The sequence below is a fragment of the Glutamicibacter soli genome, assembly GCF_052322135.1.
Lineage (GTDB): Bacteria > Actinomycetota > Actinomycetes > Actinomycetales > Micrococcaceae > Glutamicibacter > Glutamicibacter soli.
Window position 1 is genome coordinate 955,974 of the sequence record NZ_CM125969.1, and the last position, 15,636, is coordinate 971,609.

Consider the following 15,636-nt stretch of genomic DNA (forward strand, 5'->3'; position numbering starts at 1 on the left):
GCCATGAGTGCACTTCGCCGAAAAGTCATTGCCCTGTCAGTTGCGAGCCTTGTTGCAGGCACCCTGAGCGCCTGCAGTTCAGCCCCTGCAGACCCGGCTCCGTCGGCAGACGCGCTGGCCGCCGCGCTGAATTCCGGCGACTTCTCGGGTGTCGCGTTCAGCAACTCTGATGCGGCCGCGGCCGCGGCGACGCTGGACACGGCATTCGGCAAACTAGATGACATCAAGCGCACCAGCACCGTCAGTTCGGTGGCCACGGATGACCAGAAGCAGGACGGGGTCACCACCGCTACCGCTACCATCCAGACCGTCTGGGATGTGGATGAGACCGAGACGGATCTGAGCTACCAGACCCAGGCCGTCTGGCAATACGACGACGAAGGCAAGAGCTGGCAGCTGCGCTTCGACCCCTCGATCCTCGCGCCGGACATGGCCGAAGGCGACTTCCTGGCGGCCAGATTCGAGCCAGGCCAGCGCGGCAACATCACTGACGGGGAAGACAAGAACATCGTCACCGAGCGTCCGGTGATCAATGTCGGCATCGACAAGACCCGGGCGACCAGCGATGAATGGGCATCCTCGGCAAAGGCGCTGGCCAAGCTCGTGGACATCGACGAAGACGCCTTCGCGGCCAAGGTCAAGGCCGCCGGCGAGAAAGCCTGGGTGCAGGCCATCGTCCTGCGCGATGACGCAACCCGCGAGGTCACCGACGAGCAGATCGCCAAGATCCCGGGAGCCGTCGGGCAGGCCGACCAGATCCCGCTCGCTCCGACCCGCTCCTTCGCCCGGCCGCTGCTCGGCTCGGTCGGCGAAGCCACCGCGGAAATCGTCGAGAAGTCCGAGGGCAAGATCCATGCAGGGGACCAGGTAGGCCTCTCCGGCTTGCAGGCAACCTACAACGACACCCTCTCGGGCACCTCAGGGGTAACCATCTCACGCTACAACGCGGCCAAGGAAGCCCAGTCCGAGCTGTTCTCCAGCAACCCGGTGGACGGCAAGGACGTGCAGCTGACGCTGGACCAGGACCTGCAGAAAGAAGCCGACGATTTGCTGCAGGAGGCCGAATCCAACTCGGCCATCGTGGTCATCCGGCCGTCCGACGGCGCGGTGCTTGCCGCATCCTCCGGCCCGGTGTCCTCGGGACTGAACACCTCATTGCAGGGGAAATATGCCCCGGGCTCATCTTTCAAGGTCATCAGCGCCCTGGCAATGCTCCGTGACGGCGCGAGCGCCAGCACCAAATTCGACTGCAAGGCCACCACCGTGATTGACGGCAAGACCTTCAAGAACTTCGACGGCTACCCGGCCTCGGCACTGGGCAAAATCCCGCTGTCCGAAGCCATCGCCCAGTCCTGCAACACGGTCTTCGTCGACGAAGGCGAAAAGATCGGCGGAACCAAGCTGGCCGAGGCCGCGGCAGCCCTGGGGCTGACCGGGGAGGACGGCACCGGCGCCGGCGCGGTCCTCGGTTCGGTGCCCACCGATTCCACCGGAACCGAGCAGGCGGCGAACATGATCGGCCAGGGCGTGGTGGAAGCCTCGCCGCTGGGCATGGCGACTGTCGCAGCCTCCGTCCAGGCCAAACAAACCGTGTCGCCCACGCTGGTGATCTCACCGGAACCCAAGGCGCCTGAAACCGCGAAGTCCAAGCTCACCGAGGAGGAAGCCAGCGAGCTGGCCACGATGATGGCCGCCGTCGTCGACCACGGAACGCTCAAGGACCTGAAGGGCACCGGCACCGGGAAGATCATCGGCAAGAGCGGCACCGCCGAATACGACAGCGAGCGCAACGCCCACGCCTGGGCCATTGCCGCCCAGGGCGACATCGCTATTGCCGCTTTCGTCGAGGACGGCAACGGCGGAGCGCAGACCGCAGGTCCGCTGGTGAAGGACATGCTCAAGGCCGCGAGCAAGGAATAGTTCCGGATGGTTGAAATCATCCAGCGCGGATACGCTGGGGATCAACCGCAGGCCAACAAGAAGTCAAAAACCCTCGGCATAGCCGAGGGTTTTTGCGTAGCCGAGCAATGCGAACCAACGCAGTCGATGATGCGAAGTGCATGCAGGGCAAGAATGCGCGGCTTCGGAGGAATCCTGCCTAAGCGGCGGGCCGTGACGGCGTGCCGCGCGAGCGAAGTTTCGCTTCCATGAAGTGGGAATTCGCTCGGACCCGGATGAAAGCTAGTTCCTGTCGTTCAGGGCATAGCTATGGATCTCGCCGGTTTCGACATCCTGCACGATCACCGAATCGAAATCATCAATTTTGCCTGTATCGATTAGAACGCGGAGATAGTCATTTGGCTGGCTAGTGTGTCCAACGGGGTCAGAACTCGTGGTTGGCTCCAGCCCCAGCCATTGGGCAACGCTGTGCTTGTTGTTCTCCTGCTGCAACACGGCGTTGGCCGGCGCTACTGCCACCGTCGTCAGAGCCACCAGCGCGGTAGCGAGAATGCCTGCAGAAGCTTTGAATTTCAGTGCCATGTGCGTATGTCCTTGGGATGTAAAACCGGAGTTGACCAGATGTTGCAAGCCTATGCTGGGTCGGTGGTAGAACTGCGCAGCGGGCGTGTACCGTGTGTCGAACTGCAGCGCCACCGTTCCGGTTCCTCAGGCGCCAGTGGAGAAATACTCATCGGCCAGCAGGCCGTACACCAGCTGGTCGTGGAACTTCCCATCGTGGAAGTACGCTCCACGCTCCCGGCCTTCCAAAATGAAGCCCGACTTCTCGTAGGCGCGCTTGGCGCGCGAGTTGAACGCAGCGACCTTCAGGGCGACTCGGTGCAGACCCAATTCCTTGAAACCATAACCGCACATGAGTTTCACCGCGCGGGTTCCCAATCCCTTGTCCACGTATTCCGGGCCGATCATGATGGACAGGTCGGCGGCGCGATGGGGGAGCGTGCCGCCGTACAACGTCACATGACCCACCAGGGCACCGGTGGCTTTCTCGAAAATGCTGAAGCCTGCCTCGCCGCTCTCCGGCCGATTAACGCACCAGGACGCAAACATGTCCGCCAGATGCTGGGATGGGCGGGGCTTGATGACCCTTTGCTGCAACACGGCCCACCGCGGATCGTTCCACCACGGTGCTAGCACCTCGAAGTCCTCCGGTTCGGACTCGCGCAGTACCACTGCATCGTCTTCCAGCAGCGTTGTCCCGTAGTCCTGGGCTTGCTGCCCGGTGGTCCACTCGCAGTTAGTTTCCATGCAGCCTATGCTAGGCATAAACGTCCTGGCTCCTAATCATTTGGTGCAGTGCTTGTGCCAAAACAACCCACCTGAAAGTCGATGCGCATGGGAATCATCTACAACACGACGATGAAGCCGAGCAAAAACGAGCTGGTTGAAGACTGGCTGGTCCGCCAGGATTTCTTCACCGGCAAGAAGAAGCCGCAGCTCATCCACGTCGGGGGGTTCCGGCTGGAAGACCCTGCCGGGGAGGTCGGCATCGAGTTCCGTCTTTATGCGGATAACGCCGATCTGAGCGACGTCATCTACCACGTACCGCTGACCTACCGGGACGCGCCGTTGCCCGGGGCCCAGAAGTACCTACTGGGTACCAGCGAGCATGGCATCCTCGGCACCCGCTACATCTACGACGCCGAAGGAGACCCGGTCTTCAACGCGCAGCTGCAGGCGTTCGCCGACGGCAAGGCCGTCCCGCAGCACCACACCGAATCCTTTACGGACGAACCGCGGGTCGCCCTGACCAAGGACGCCGCCGGAAAGAAGCTGCAGATCATCCGCCGCCCGGTGCGCTTGGCCGGAGCCCAGTCCGGGGTCGTGGGATATTGGGAGAACGCCCTGGGGCAGGAGCTGACCGGTTTGGTATTGCGCACAGCGTAGCTGATGCGCCACATTACGGCCTGATGGCAGTCCGGCACGGGATAGACTTGTCTATGAAACCCATCCGCCCATTCTAGGGAGATATATGTCTGCCATCAGCCGTGAGGACCTTGTGCACCTGGCACAGTTGGCCCACATCGAGATGAGCGACGCAGAGCTGGACAAGATGACCGGTGAACTCGACGCTATCGTCGGTGCCATCGCGTCTGTCAGCGAAGTCGCCTCCTCCGACATTCCAGCAACCAGCCACCCGATCCCGCTGACCAACGTCCTGCGCGAGGACGTGGTGGGCCAGACGCTGAGCATTGACGACGTGCTGCTCAACGCGCCGGATTCGGACTCGGATCGCTTCAGGGTCCCGGCAATTTTGGATGGTGAATAATCCACGTGAACGAACTGATTAAGCTCTCCGCCGCCGAACTGGCAGCCAAGCTGCGCGCCGGCGAAACCACCTCCGTGGAAGCCGTCCAGGCGCACCTGGACCGCATTGCCGAGGTCGACGGCACCCTGAACGCCTTCCTGCACGTTAACGCCGAGGAAGCGCTCGCCGTGGCTGCAGAGGTGGACGCCATCCGCGCCGCCGGCGGCGCCGAAGCCGAAGCGCTGCACCCGCTGGCCGGCGTGCCGATCGCCATCAAGGACCTGATCGTCACCAAGGGCCAGCCGACCACCGCCGCATCCAAGATGCTCGAGGGCTGGATGAGCCCATACGACGCGACGGTGATTGAGAAGATCCGCGCCGCGAAGCTCCCGATGCTGGGCAAGACCAACCTCGACGAGTTCGCGATGGGTTCCTCCACCGAGCACTCGGCCTACGGCGTGACCCGCAACCCGTGGGACCTGGGCCGCATCCCGGGCGGCTCCGGCGGCGGCTCGGCAGCAGCCGTGGCGGCCTTCGAAGCCCCGCTGGCCCTGGGCACCGACACCGGCGGCTCCATCCGCCAGCCGGGCGCGGTCACCGGCACCGTGGGCGTGAAGCCGACCTACGGCGCGGTCTCGCGCTACGGCGCCATCGCCATGGCCTCCTCGCTGGACCAGATCGGCCCGGTGTCCCGCACCGTGCTGGACTCGGCGCTGCTGCAGGAACTGATCGGCGGGCACGACCCGAAGGACTCCACCTCGCTGCCGCAGGACCTCGAAGGCCTGGTGGCCGCCGCGCAGACCGGCGCCGCCGGCGACCTGTCCGGTGTGCGTGTTGGCGTCATCAAGGAATTGCAGGGCGAGGGCTACCAGAAGGGCGTGCAGGCGCGCTTCAACGAGTCCCTTGAGCTGCTCAAGAACGCCGGCGCGGAAATCGTTGAGGTTTCCTGCCCGAACTTCAAGTACGCGCTGGGCGCCTACTACCTGATCATGCCTTCCGAGGTCTCCTCGAACCTCGCCAAGTTCGACGGCGTGCGCTTCGGCCAGCGTGTGCTGCCGACCGAGGGCCCGCTCACCATTGAGCGCGTCATGGGCGCCACCCGCGCCGCCGGCTTCGGCGACGAGGTCAAGCGCCGCATCATCTTGGGCACCTACGCCCTGAGCGCCGGCTACTACGACGCCTACTACGGTTCGGCCCAGAAGGTCCGCACCCTGATCCAGCGTGACTTCGACGCCGCGTTCGAGCAGGCCGACGTGCTGATCTCCCCGACCGCTCCGACCGTGGCTTTCGAGCTCGGCGCGAACGACAACGACCCGGTTGCCATGTACCTCAACGACGTGGCCACCATCCCGGCAAACCTCGCCGGCGTCCCGGGCATCACCGTGCCCGGCGGCCTGTCCGAGGGCCTGCCGGTGGGCATCCAGTTCCTGGCTCCGGCCTACGAGGATGCCCGCCTGTACCGCGCCGGTGCCGCACTGGAGACCCTGCTGGAAAAGCAGTGGGGCCACACCCTCATCTCGCAGGCACCAGCCATTGACACCGCTTCGATCGCGCAGGAGGCCTAGGGAATCATGAGCAACTACACCGATGAACTAGTCGATTTCGACGAGGCCCTGGATCGCTATGATCCGGTGCTGGGCTTCGAAGTCCACGTGGAGCTGAACACCAAAACCAAGATGTTCTCCGACGCCCCGAACGCCTTCGGCGACGCCCCGAACACCAACGTCACCCCGGTGGACCTGGGCCTGCCAGGCGTGCTGCCGGTGGTCAACAAGACCGCCGTGGAGTACTCCATCCTGATCGGCCTGGCGCTGAACTGCCAGATCGCCGAAAAGTGCGGTTTCGCCCGAAAGAACTATTTCTACCCGGACACCCCGAAGAACTTCCAGACCTCCCAGTACGATGACCCGATCGCCCATGACGGCTGGCTGGACATCGAGCTGGAGGACGGCGAGGTCTTCCGCGTGGAGATCGAGCGCGCCCACATGGAGGAGGACGCCGGCAAGCTGACCCACATGGGCGGCGCCGCAGGCCGCATCCAGGGCGCCGACTACTCGCTGGTCGACTACAACCGCGCCGGCGTGCCGCTGGTGGAGATCGTGACCAAGCCGATCGTGGGCGCCGGCAAGCGCGCCCCGGAGCTGGCCCGCGCCTACGTGGCAGCGATCCGCGAGATCGTGAAGAACCTGGGTGTCTCGGACGCGAAGATGGAACGCGGCAACGTGCGCTGCGATGCCAACGTTTCGCTGATGCCGAAGGACGCCGAGAAGTTCGGCACCCGAACCGAGACCAAGAACGTGAACTCGCTGCGCGCGGTGGAGCACGCCGTGCGTTTCGAGATCGAGCGCCACGCGGCAGTGCTGGATTCCGGGAACAAGATCGTCCAGGAAACCCGCCACTGGCATGAGGACACCCGCTCCACCACCTCGGGCCGTCCGAAGTCGGATGCGGATGACTACCGCTACTTCCCGGAGCCGGACCTGGTGCCGATCGTCACCACCGCCGAATGGGTCGAGGAGCTGCGCTCCCGCCTGCCGGAGCCCCCGGCAGACCGCCGCAAGCGGCTGAAGGCCGAGTGGGGCTACGCGGACAAGGAGTTCCGCGACGTCGTGAACGCCGGCGTGCTGGACGAGATTGAGGCGACCATCGCCGCCGGTACCTCCGCCGCCGTGGCCCGCAAGTGGTGGATGGGCGAGATCGCCCGTCTGGCCAAGGCCGCCGAGAAGGAGATCGCGGATCTGGGTGTCACGCCGCAGACCATCGTTGAGCTGAACTCGCTGATCGAAGCGAAGAAGATCAATGACAAGATCGCCCGCCAGGTCCTGGAATTCGTGCTGGCAGGGGAGGGCTCCCCGGCGGAGATCGTCGAGAAGCGCTCGCTGGCAGTCGTGAACGACGACGACGCGCTGGGCAAGGCCGTGGATGACGCCATCGCGGCCATGCCTGACGTGGTCGAGAAGATCAAGGGCGGCAAGATGCAGGCCATCGGTGCGCTGATGGGCCCGGTCATGAAGGCCACCCGCGGCCAGGCCGACGCCGGTCGCGTCCGCGAGATCGTAATGGAGAAGCTGGGCCTCTAAGGTTCGCTGCTCAAACAACTGAGGCTCCCGTTTCCGTCGCTGACGGAAATGGGAGCCTCGTTTGTTGAATCGGATCAGAGGGGCGCGACAGTAATGCTGTTGAGCGTTCCGCCCTGGACGAATCCGTCGACATTGACCGCGACTTCTTCGAAAGCGTTCAAATGTCCCGTGGCCGAATCGAAGATGAACGAATACCGGTAGGTCAACGTATCGGTGGGTTCGCTGTCCCGCAGCAATTGCCTCCGGGCACCTTGGAAGTCATCGCAATTCCCGCCGACGTGGTCGGGTGCGATGACACTGGGACGAACAATCGGCTGAAAACCACGGATGATCTTGACCGTACTTCCTGCGTCATCCCGATCAAGCTGCTGCAAATCACCCGGTAAGCCCGTCCGCTCCGACCATTTGGCCCCAGCGGATCGGGTCATCACCAGGTCTGCATTAGGATTGCTGGATGACCACCGCCCAACCACTTTCGGGTTTTCCCGAGGCTGAAACGTCCATCGATCTGGCCCTCGTGGAGCGGCTGGTCGCTAGCCAGGCGCCGAAGCAGTGGGTGCGGCTTCCCATCTCCTACCTGGCCACGGGATGGGACAATGAGGTCTATCGGCTGGGGGAGCGGCTGCTGGTGCGCGTGCCCCGCCGGGCCTTGGCCGCGCAGCTGGCCGAGCGCGAACGGCTATGGTTGGACCGGGCCGCGGCCGACAGCGGACTGGATCTGAGTGCGCCGCTGTTTTCCGGGATGCCGACCGCGGAATATCCCTGGAGCTTCTCCATCTGCCGTTATGTTCCCGGAGTGAGTGCAGCCGGCATTTCCCGTGTCCAACGTGACCACTATGCGCGGCAATTTACGGGATACCTGCGCTCCCTGCACGCAGTGGCCCCGCCAGAGGCGCCGCGCAGCGCCTTCCGCGGAAGGCCGTTGCGGGAGCTGGACGATGCAACCCGCGGACGCATTGAGCTGCTGCCCACCGCGCAACGGCCAGCAGCCCAGTCCATCTGGGAAGCCGGGCTGAAGGCCGCCGAATACAACGGACCGGCACACTGGCTCCACGGTGATCCGCACCCGCACAACACCATCGTCCAGAACGGGCCGGACGGTTTCGAACTAGCTGCGCTGGTGGACTTCGGCGATCTGTGCGCGGGCGATCCCTCGTCGGATCTGGGCATGCTGTGGCTGCACTTCAGCGCGGATAGCCGCGACAGCGCGCTGGCCGAGTACGGGGTCCTCAAAGGCAGTGACACGTGGCTGCGGTCCCGGGCTTGGGCCCTGCGCTACGCCATGCTCACCTCACCGCTGGGACCCGATGACCCGCTGGGAAGAATCGGCCTGGAAACTCTGCGGGGGCTGCTTCGACACTAACTAGTCGCCCGGCGCATTGCGAAAGAAAGCATCGCAGATGACAGAATGATGAGAGTCTTCCTTTGCCAGAGTGCGAGGTCAGAGAGAAAGGTGCCCTTGCCATGACCCGCAGGTCAGATCCGGCTCGTGCCAGGAATTTCGCGTCGGTGCTCCAGGAAATCTTCGCGGATCCCGGGCGCTCGCGCAAGGACATCGCGAATGCCATCGGCATCAGCGCCGCCTCGGTGACCAGCATTGCCGCCAGCCTTCTGGAACATCGGCTGATCAGCGAATCTGCCCCGGTCGCCGCGGGGCAGGGCCGTCCGAGGGTTCCGCTGAGCGTTGACACCGACTCGAACCTGGTTATGGGGATCCACCTCGGCCCGCGAGTCACGGGTATCGTGCTGACCGGGCTGGACGGAGTTGCCAAAGCCTCCGTGCTCGTCCCGCACTCGGGGATGACCGCAGCAGAGGCCTTTGAACTGGTGATCGCCCAGGCAGAGACACTGGTCGCGGACCATGCCGACGGACGGCCGGTCTTGGGCACCGGGGTGGCTACCGGAGGCATCGTAGATCGGGAGCAAGGGCTGATCGTCGAGAACGCCGGAGCCGGATGGTCGCAGGTTCCTGCGCAGCGGATGCTCGAAGCCCTTCCCCAACCGCTGGTCCTGGATAACAACGCCCGCGCCGCAGCCCAGTCCGAGTTGTTCTACGGGCAAGGCGCCAAGGAATCCGACTTCCTGCTGATGGTGATTACCTCCGACCTCGGGGCCGTACTGGTCAGCGACGGCCAGATCCGGGCCGGGCGTTCCCAGCATGCGGGAAACATCGCCCACATCCAGGTTGACGCAGCTGGCTATCCCTGCGCCTGCGGCCGGCGAGGCTGCCTGCAGGTCATGGCCACCGATGAAGCGACCGTGCGCCGTGCCCATGATCTCAATCGCACCGACGTCATTAACTACGGAGACATCGACCGGCTTTATGATGCCGGGGATGCCCAGATTCGGCAGCTCGTGGCACAGCGCGACGGCTATGTCGCCACGGCCGCCGCCCTGCTGTTCGACCTGCTGGACCCGGGGCTGCTGGTGATCGCGGGAACGCCTGCCGAGCGGCCGGAAACCCTGGCGCACGTGCAGCGGACTGTTACCGAGAAGTCCGTGCAGCAAGGAGTTGCCGGGCAGCGTGTGGTGTACTCCAGCGACCACGAGCTTTCGCTGTCGATTTTTGCCGCGAGCATTATGGTCAACGAGGTGTTGAGCAGTCCTTTGGCGTTCATCGAGAACCTGCAGCAGCTGGTTAGCGCTAAGTAATTTTTTTCCTGTTCTTGACATCACACCCCGGTCATGTTTACTTTATTTCATAAAATAAATAAATGTGACGGCAGCAACACCTCGGCGAACAGGCCTGGAATGCCGCATGTAGGAGGAAACAGGATGAAGCAATCCAGGAAATTGGCGCTTGTCGCCGGCGCCGCATCGCTGATGCTCGCCGCGACCGCCTGCTCGGGCTCCGGCAGCAAGGCCGCGTCTGGCAACGGCTCGGACATCGCGACCTTGTCGTTCATGACCAGCGAGCCGAAGAGCATCGTTCCGCAGAAGGATCCGGGAAGCCAGATCGGCATGGCGCTGTGCGCCAACCTGATGGAAGTCAATGTCGAGAGCCAGGAGCTCGAACCGCTGGCCGCCAAGTCCGTGTCCAGCGATGACGCCAAGGTCTGGGACATCGAACTGCAGGACGGGTGGACCTTCCATGACGGAACGCCGGTCACCGCGAACTCCTTCGCCGACGCCTGGAACGCCACCGCCACCGGCGCTAACGCCTGGCAGGGCAACGGAACCTTCGTCTCCTTCGCGGGCTATGACGAGCTGAACCCGCTGGACGGCTCCACGGCGAAGGCCACCGAACTGTCCGGCGTGAAGGTCGTGGACGACACCCACCTGACAGTGACCCTCAAGGCCCCGAACCGTGATTTCCCGGCAATCCTGAGCACCAACCCGACCTGCCCGATGCCTGAAAGCGCCTTCGACGACGAGGCAGCCTACGATGAGGCGCCGGTTTCCAACGGCCCGTACAAGTTCGTTTCCTGGGACCACAACCAGCAGGTCGTCATGGAGAAGTGGGACGGATTCAAGGGCGCTGCCGGCTTCTCCGGCGGCGCGCAGCAGCTGGTCGGAAAAATCTACACCTCGATCGACCCCGCCTACACCGACATGACCGCCGGCAACCTGGACATGATCCGCAACGTGCCTGCCACCATGGTCGACAAGGCCAACAGCCAGCTGGGCGAGGAATCGCTGTTCGAGGTCAAGATCGGCTCCAAGCAACAGACCCTGCAGATCCCGGCCTATGTCGACGAGCTGTCCTCGAAGGCGCTGCGCGACGCCGTGTCGATGTCCATCGACCGGGAGGCCATCGCGACCTCGCTGCTCAAGGGCCATGCCCAGCCATCGGATTCGCTGGTGCCTCCGGCGCTGGACTCCTACGTTGAAGGCTCCTGCGACGCCTGCACCTTCGATCCTGAGAAGGCCAAGAAGATCCTGGCCGATGACGGCGGATTCGACGGCACCCTGGTCATCGAAAGCAACTCCGCTTCGGACCAGCAGCTGGTCCAGGCCATCGCCAAACAGATCCAGGACAACCTGGGCATCAGCGTGCAAATGAAGCCGATGCTCGGCACCGAGCTCTCGGAGCGCCGCAACAGCCAGAAGCTCGAAGGCGCCGCCTTCGGTTTGTGGGGCTGGTCCTACAAGTCTTCGGACCAGTACCTGAGCCAGTATGAAACCGGCGGCGACGGAAACCTCGCCACCGCCTACTCCAACCCGAAGGTCGACAAGCTGCTCCAGGCAGCCCGCGCCGAAATGGACGACGCCAAGTCGGCCGAGCTGTTCAAACAGGCCGAAGCGATCATCATCAAGGACCTGCCGGCCATCCCGCTGTTCATCCCTACCGACTACGGACTGCAGTCCAAGTGCGCCGTGCTCAACGACGTCCAGGGCGACCTACAGTACTACCGCGCCGGCTACGGCTGCTAGCACGAACCGTGACAGGAAGCCGGGCGCCGGAAATGATTTTCCGGCGCCCGGCTTGCCGGAAACACACAGACAAAAGGGGTAACCAATGCTGGGTTATACCGTACGGCGCATCCTGCAGATGATCCCGGTGCTGCTGGGCGCCACCTTCATCATCTACGCACTGACATTCTTGATGCCCGGCGATCCGATTTCCGCGCTGACCGGCGAGCGCCCGCTGCCGGAGGCCACGGTGGCGCAGATCCGCCAGGCCTACCACCTGGATGACCCGTTCATCATCCAGTACGGAAACTACATCCTGGGCGTCTTCCGCGGAGACTTCGGCATCGACTTCTTCGGCCGTCCGGTGCTCGACCTGATCCTCGAACGCCTCCCCGCGACCTTCGCCTTGGCCATGACCGCCTGGGTGCTCAAGCTGTTCGTCGGCCTGATCATCGGAGTCTACGGCGGACTGCGCCGCGGCCAGGCAGGAGACCATTTCGCTTTGGTATTCACGGTGCTGTTCATGGGTGTTCCCGGGTTCGTGATCGCCCTGGGCGCGCAGACCTACTTCGGGGTGCACCTTGGCTGGGTGGATCCGGCCGGCATCCGCGCGGGCTGGCCCATGGCCTTCATCCTGCCGGCGCTGGTCATGGCCCTGGAAGCGGCCGCCGGCCTGGCCCGGCTCACGCGCACCTCGCTGGTGGACGTGCTGCGGGCCGAATACCTGCGCACCGCCAAGGCCAAGGGCCTTTCACCCAAGCGCATCATCTGGGGCCATGCCCTGCGCAACGCGATGATCCCGGTGGTCACCTACCTGGGCTTGAGCCTGGCCGGAATGCTCGGCGGCGCGGTGATCATCGAGGCGATCTTCAACATCCCGGGCATCGGGGGACTGATGGTCAGTTCCATCAACAACAAGGAAGGCACCATCGTGGTCGGCATCGCCACCCTGCTGGTGCTGGTGTACCTGGTCTTCAACCTGCTGGTTGACCTGACCTACGGCTTGATCGACCCACGGGTGAGAATATGAGCACGACAACAACGGTTAATCCCCTCGACGGCGCCAAGGCAGTGGACCGCGCCCCGGACAAGGTGCGCGGCGCCCACCGACGCTGGTGGCTGAAACCGCGCTTCGTCATTTCGGGCGCCATCGTGCTGCTGATGATCGTGATGGCCGCGTTCCCTCAGCTGTTCACCGGATTCGGTCCGGGTCCAACCGAGAACTGCGACATCCTCAAGTCCAACCAGCCACCCAGTGCCGAGCACCTGTTCGGCATAGACATCCAGGGCTGCGACTACTACACCAACGTCATCTACGGCGCCCGCGCCTCGATCCTGGTGGGCATCGTGGTCTCGGCCATCGCCTTCGGCATCGCCGCCCTCGTTGGCGCCCTGGCCGGCTACTTCGGCGGCTGGGTGGATGCGGTGATTTCCCGCATCTGCGACATGGCCTTCGGCCTGCCCTTCATCCTCGCCGCCATCGTGGTGCTGCAGCTGTTCGGCGAACGCAATGTCTGGACCGTGATTTTCGCGCTTGCCCTGTTCAGCTGGCCCGGCGGCGTGCGCTTCATGCGCTCTTCCGTGCTGGAGGTGCGCAACCGCGAATACGTGCAGGCCGCCCGCCTGCTCGGCGCCGGCAACGGCCGTATCCTGCGCAAGCACATTGTGCCCAACGCGATCACCCCGCTGCTGGTGTTGCAGACCCTTGGTGTGGGCGGCATGATTTCCGCCGAGGCCGGTCTGACCTTCATCGGCATCGGCCTGACCCCGCCGGCGGTCTCCTGGGGCCTGCAGCTGGCGGCAGCCCGTGAGTATATCGATGCGGCGCCGCACCTGCTGATGTTCCCGGCGATCTTCCTGACCATTACCGTGCTCGGTTTCGTCCTCTTCGGCGAGGCCATGCGCGATGAATTCGACCCGAAGGGCAAGTGATGAACAAGCCGCATGAAGCAGCACCGTCATTGCTGGAGATCAAGGACCTCCGGGTGGAATTCGCAACCCGCCAGGGGGTGGCGACCGCGATCAACGGGGTCAACCTCTCGCTGCAGCGCGGGCGCTCGCTGGGAATCCTGGGCGAGTCGGGTTCCGGCAAGTCGGTGACCGCCCGAACCATCATGGGCCTGCTGGATACTCCTCCGGCGCGGGTGACCCATGGGCAGATCCTGCTCAACGGGGAAGACCTGTTGGCGGTCAGCGCCAAGCGCCGGCGCAGCCTGAACGGCGCCAGCGTGGCCATGGTGTTCCAGGATGCGCTCAGCGCGCTGAACCCGGTGCATCCGGTGGGACGCCAGATCGGCGAGCTGTACCGGGTGCATCGTGGCTACAGCCGGGCGGCGGCCAAGCGGGCGGCCATCGAGATGATGGACCGCGTGCGCATCCCGGCCGCGGCCAAGCGCGTGAACGACTATCCGCACCAGTTCTCCGGCGGCATGCGCCAGCGCATCGTGATCGCCATGGCCTTGGCCCTGGATCCGGAACTGCTGATCGCCGACGAGCCGACCACCGCGCTGGACGTCACGGTCCAGGCACAGATCCTTGAACTGCTCAAGGAACAGCAATCGGAAAACAACATGGGGCTGATCCTGATCACCCACGACATTTCGGTGGTCCGCGAGGTGACCGACGAGGTGGCAGTCATGTATGCAGGACGCATCATCGAGCGTGGCCCGACCGCCGAGGTGCTGGCGCATCCGGCGCACCCCTACACCCGGGGCCTGGCCGCGTCCATCGCTAGCGAAGAGCTCAAGGGGCAGCAGCTGCCTGCCATCCCGGGCAGCCCGCCGGATCTGCTGCGCCTTCCGCAGGGCTGCTCCTTCGCCGCCCGCTGTCTGCTGGCCGACCAGGCATGCACGGCCACGATTCCCGTCCTGCAGCCAGTTGCGCTGCAGCGCGACACCGCGTGCTTCAAATCCGAGGAGGTGCTGGTCCATGCTTAATACCCAGCTTGAACAACAGCCGCAGGATTCAGTCCAAGGCCCGCTCATGGAGCTTCGCGGCGTCAAGATGCACTACCCGGTGGCCCGGGCGATGCCCTTCGGCCCGCGCAAGACCGTCAAGGCCCTGGACGGGGTGGACCTGGAAATCCGGCAGGGCGAAACCCTTGGCATCATCGGGGAAAGCGGCTGCGGCAAGTCCACGCTGGCCCGCGTGCTGAGTGGACTGGAGAAGCCCACCGAGGGACAGGTCCTGTTCGAAGGCCAGGACATCAACACCCTGCACGGAGCTGAACGGGCGCAGATGCGCCGGAACATCCAGCTGATCTTCCAGGACCCCTACGCCTCGCTCAATCCGCGCATGACGATCGAGCAGATCCTCATGGAACCCTTCGAAATCCACCCCGACGCCGTGCCGCGGTCCGGGAGGCGGGCCAAGATCGCCGAACTGATGGAACTGGTGGGGCTGAATCCTGACCATCTGGAACGCTATCCGCACAACTTTTCCGGCGGGCAGCAGCAACGCATCGGCATCGCCCGCGGCATCGCGCTGAATCCCAAGGTGCTCATCTGCGACGAGGCGGTCTCCGCCCTGGACGTTTCGGTGCGCGCGCAGGTGGTGAACCTGCTGGCCTCGCTGCAGCAGGAACTGGGGTTGAGCTACGTGTTCATCGCCCATGACCTGCAGATCGTGCGGCATATTTCCGACACGGTGGCCGCCATGTACCTGGGACGCGTCATTGAAACCGGCACCTACGACCAGGTCTACGACCGCAGCGCGCACCCCTACACGCAGGCGCTGCTGTCCGCCGCGCCGGAGCTTCGCCAGGAGCCAGGCAAGTCCCGGCAGCTGATCATGCTGCAGGGCGACCCGCCGTCTCCGATCGATCCGCCCAGCGGCTGCCGTTTCCACACCCGCTGCCCCGTGGCCCGCCCATCCTGCGCCACCGCCGAGCCGGGCCTCGACCCGGTGGGCGAGGGCCATGCGGCACGGTGCTTTTTCCCCGGGCCTATTGGCCCAACCAACAATTAGTCAGAGCGCACCGACAGGTGACGACAAGGA

Annotated in this window: 15 protein-coding genes; 12 read left to right on the forward strand and 3 right to left on the reverse strand. The window is 64.4% G+C overall.

All coding sequences use genetic code 11. The annotated features are described in order from the left end of the window. The first annotated feature begins 3 nt into the window (after positions 1-3). Positions 4-1,920 (forward strand): penicillin-binding transpeptidase domain-containing protein, encoded by a 1,917-nt coding sequence (locus tag ACTX90_RS04580; RefSeq protein WP_443443289.1) that lies wholly within the window; start codon positions 4-6, stop codon positions 1,918-1,920. A gap of 261 nt (positions 1,921-2,181) precedes the next feature. On the opposite strand, the gene ACTX90_RS04585 is transcribed toward ACTX90_RS04580, so the two are convergent. Both ACTX90_RS04585 and ACTX90_RS04590 read right to left on the reverse strand, forming a co-directional pair. Next, entirely contained in the window at positions 2,182-2,481 is a 300-nt protein-coding gene (locus ACTX90_RS04585) for a hypothetical protein (protein ID WP_443443291.1), read from the reverse strand. A gap of 126 nt (positions 2,482-2,607) precedes the next feature. After that, positions 2,608-3,207 (reverse strand): GNAT family N-acetyltransferase, encoded by a 600-nt coding sequence (locus ACTX90_RS04590; protein ID WP_443443293.1) that lies wholly within the window; start codon positions 3,205-3,207, stop codon positions 2,608-2,610. A gap of 111 nt (positions 3,208-3,318) precedes the next feature. Between ACTX90_RS04590 and ACTX90_RS04595 the strand changes: the two genes are divergently transcribed. The 4 genes from ACTX90_RS04595 to gatB all read left to right on the forward strand — a co-directional run bounded on the left by ACTX90_RS04595 (position 3,319) and on the right by gatB (position 7,287). Beyond that, a complete protein-coding gene (locus tag ACTX90_RS04595) occupies positions 3,319-3,846 on the forward strand; it encodes a maltokinase N-terminal cap-like domain-containing protein (RefSeq protein WP_443443294.1) in 528 nt (175 codons plus the stop codon). A gap of 85 nt (positions 3,847-3,931) precedes the next feature. Beyond that, positions 3,932-4,228: an Asp-tRNA(Asn)/Glu-tRNA(Gln) amidotransferase subunit GatC gene (gene gatC / locus ACTX90_RS04600; protein WP_443443296.1), complete on the forward strand. Its 297-nt coding sequence runs from the start codon at positions 3,932-3,934 to the stop codon at positions 4,226-4,228. Positions 4,229-4,233: 5 nt separating this feature from the next. After that, positions 4,234-5,772: an Asp-tRNA(Asn)/Glu-tRNA(Gln) amidotransferase subunit GatA gene (gene gatA / locus ACTX90_RS04605; protein WP_424572527.1), complete on the forward strand. Its 1,539-nt coding sequence runs from the start codon at positions 4,234-4,236 to the stop codon at positions 5,770-5,772. A 6-nt stretch (positions 5,773-5,778) separates the two neighbouring features. Beyond that, complete coding sequence (gatB, locus tag ACTX90_RS04610) at positions 5,779-7,287, forward strand: Asp-tRNA(Asn)/Glu-tRNA(Gln) amidotransferase subunit GatB (RefSeq protein WP_047118531.1); 1,509 nt, start codon at positions 5,779-5,781, stop codon at positions 7,285-7,287. A gap of 74 nt (positions 7,288-7,361) precedes the next feature. On the opposite strand, the gene ACTX90_RS04615 is transcribed toward gatB, so the two are convergent. Continuing rightward, the gene (locus ACTX90_RS04615; RefSeq protein ID WP_443443297.1) at positions 7,362-7,661 is read right to left on the reverse strand and encodes a hypothetical protein; all 300 of its coding nucleotides are present in this window, start codon (positions 7,659-7,661) and stop codon (positions 7,362-7,364) included. An 80-nt stretch (positions 7,662-7,741) separates the two neighbouring features. Here ACTX90_RS04615 and ACTX90_RS04620 point away from each other — a divergent pair, with 80 nt between their 5' ends. The 7 genes from ACTX90_RS04620 to ACTX90_RS04650 all read left to right on the forward strand — a co-directional run bounded on the left by ACTX90_RS04620 (position 7,742) and on the right by ACTX90_RS04650 (position 15,606). After that, a complete protein-coding gene (locus ACTX90_RS04620; RefSeq protein ID WP_052772281.1) occupies positions 7,742-8,650 on the forward strand; it encodes an aminoglycoside phosphotransferase family protein in 909 nt (302 codons plus the stop codon). Positions 8,651-8,751: 101 nt separating this feature from the next. Then, positions 8,752-9,939 (forward strand): ROK family protein, encoded by a 1,188-nt coding sequence (locus tag ACTX90_RS04625; protein ID WP_443443298.1) that lies wholly within the window; start codon positions 8,752-8,754, stop codon positions 9,937-9,939. A 123-nt stretch (positions 9,940-10,062) separates the two neighbouring features. After that, positions 10,063-11,661, forward strand: coding sequence for a peptide ABC transporter substrate-binding protein (locus ACTX90_RS04630; RefSeq protein ID WP_443443299.1), 1,599 nt, complete (start codon positions 10,063-10,065; stop codon positions 11,659-11,661). An 85-nt stretch (positions 11,662-11,746) separates the two neighbouring features. After that, positions 11,747-12,670 carry an ABC transporter permease gene (locus ACTX90_RS04635; RefSeq protein ID WP_047118535.1) on the forward strand — a complete coding sequence of 308 codons (924 nt, stop codon included), beginning with the start codon at positions 11,747-11,749 and terminating at the stop codon, positions 12,668-12,670. Then, complete coding sequence (locus ACTX90_RS04640) at positions 12,667-13,572, forward strand: ABC transporter permease (RefSeq protein WP_052772282.1); 906 nt, start codon at positions 12,667-12,669, stop codon at positions 13,570-13,572. The genes ACTX90_RS04635 and ACTX90_RS04640 overlap by 4 nt, the downstream gene beginning before the upstream one ends. Next, a complete protein-coding gene (locus tag ACTX90_RS04645) occupies positions 13,572-14,576 on the forward strand; it encodes an ABC transporter ATP-binding protein (RefSeq protein WP_443443300.1) in 1,005 nt (334 codons plus the stop codon). The genes ACTX90_RS04640 and ACTX90_RS04645 overlap by 1 nt, the downstream gene beginning before the upstream one ends. Beyond that, entirely contained in the window at positions 14,569-15,606 is a 1,038-nt protein-coding gene (locus ACTX90_RS04650) for an ABC transporter ATP-binding protein (RefSeq protein WP_424678931.1), read from the forward strand. The genes ACTX90_RS04645 and ACTX90_RS04650 overlap by 8 nt, the downstream gene beginning before the upstream one ends. Positions 15,607-15,636: the final 30 nt, after the last annotated feature.